This is a genomic window from Streptomyces sp. NPDC052109 (genome assembly GCF_040680195.1).
Taxonomy (GTDB): Bacteria; Actinomycetota; Actinomycetes; order Streptomycetales; family Streptomycetaceae; genus Streptomyces.
Genome location: NZ_JBFAWF010000067.1, coordinates 1 through 1,776 on the forward strand (window position 1 = coordinate 1; position 1,776 = coordinate 1,776).

The 1,776-nt window shown below is 67.8% G+C and carries 2 protein-coding genes; both read left to right on the forward strand.

The window, feature by feature from the left end:
- Window positions 1-407 (forward strand): phosphopantetheine-binding protein (locus tag AB0L59_RS42200; protein ID WP_365593513.1); only part of this gene is annotated, 407 nt, incomplete at its 5' end.
- Window positions 407-1,776 (forward strand): condensation domain-containing protein (locus AB0L59_RS42205; RefSeq protein ID WP_365593515.1); only part of this gene is annotated, 1,370 nt, incomplete at its 3' end. The genes AB0L59_RS42200 and AB0L59_RS42205, both read left to right, overlap by 1 nt.

The window sequence follows — 1,776 nt, forward strand, 5'->3', positions numbered from 1 at the left end:
GGCGGCTGCCGGAGTACATGGTGCCCTCGGCGGTGGTGGTGCTCGAGGAGTTGCCGCTGACGGGTAACGGCAAGCTCGACCGCAAGGCCCTGCCCACCCCCGACCGTACCGGCGGCGCGGGCACCGGCCGGGCCCCCGCGAACGAACGCGAGGAAGCCCTCTGCCAGGCCTTCGCCGAGATCCTCGGCCTGGAGCGGGTCGGTGTGGACGACGACTTCTTCGACCTCGGCGGCCACTCCGTGCTCGCCGTTCGGCTGGTCAGCCGGATCAGAACTGTGCTGGGTGCGGACGTACCGCTGCGCGTGCTTTTCAAGGCACCAACGGTCGCAGGTCTCGCACAGCAGCTTGGAACCAAGAAATCAGCTAGGCCGGCGCTGCGGCCGATGCGTTCCCGGGAGGACTCCTGATGATTCCGTTGTCATTCGCGCAGCGTCGACTGTGGCTCATCGGGCAGCTGGAGGGACCGAGCGCCACCTACAACATCCCCGTAGTGCACCGGCTGTCGGGAGAGTTGAACCGTGCGGCGTTGAATGCCGCACTCCTGGATGTGGTCGGTCGGCATGAGACGCTACGTACCGTCTTTCCCACTGCCGACGGCGAGCCGTATCAGCGCGTGCTGAAACCCGACGAGCTCGGCTGGAAGTTGGAGATCACCCAGGTTGCTCCAGCTGACATCGAGACCGTGGTGGCCGATGAGTGTGGTCATGTCTTCGACCTGGCCACGGAGATACCGTTCAGGTGCCGGCTGTTCGAACTCGGCCCGCAGGAGCATGTCCTCGCTGTCGTCGTCCATCACATAGCGAGCGATGGGTGGTCCACCGGGCTCCTGGCTCGGGACGTGTCGGCGGCCTACGCGGCACGCTGTGCGGGGCAGGCCCCTGAGTGGGAGCCGCTCCCGGTGCAGTACGCGGACTACACGCTGTGGCAGCGCGAGCTGCTCGGCAGCGAGGACGACCCCGAGAGTCTGCTGTCCCAGCAGCTCGACTACTGGCGGACGACGCTGGACGGTTCGCCGGAGGAACTGGCCCTGCCGTTCGACCACGCGCGCCCGCTGGTGGCGACCCATCGAAGCCACCGGGCGCCGGTCGAGATCCCGGCTGCGGTGCACACTCGGCTGGCGGAACTGGCGCGGGCAGAGGGCGTGACCGTCTTCACGGCGCTGCAAGCCGCCCTGGCGGTGTTGCTCGCGCGTCTTGGCGCGGGTGCGGACATCCCGATCGGCACACCTGTGGTCGGCCGCATGGATGAGGCACTGGACGACCTGGTGGGCTTCTTCGTCAGCACGCTGGTTCTGCGTACGGACCTGTCCGGAGACCCGACCTTCCGCGAGCTGCTGGCACAGGTCCAGGAGACGACTCTCTCGGCGTTCGAGCACCAGGATGTGCCGTTCGAGCGGGTGGTGGAGGAACTGGCGCCGAGCCGCTCGATGGCCCGGCACCCGTTGTTCCAGGTCCTCTTGACACTGCAGAACGTCACCGAAGCCTCGCTGGAGCTGCCGGGCCTGGTCATGTCCGGATTGGAGCTGGGGTCAGGGGCGGCGAAGTTCGACCTGGAGCTGGGCTTCGGCGAGCAGTTCGACGCCACGGGCCGGCCGGCTGGGCTGCGTGGTTCGGTGGTCGCGGCGGCAGATCTGTTCGAGCCCGCGTCGGTCGAGCAGTTCGCACAGCGCTTGGTGCGGGTGCTGGAGCTGTTGGTCGCTGACCCGGATGTCCGGGTGGGTGGTGTGGACGTGCTGGATGCGGGTGAGCGTCGTCGGGTGTTGGTGGAGTGGAACGA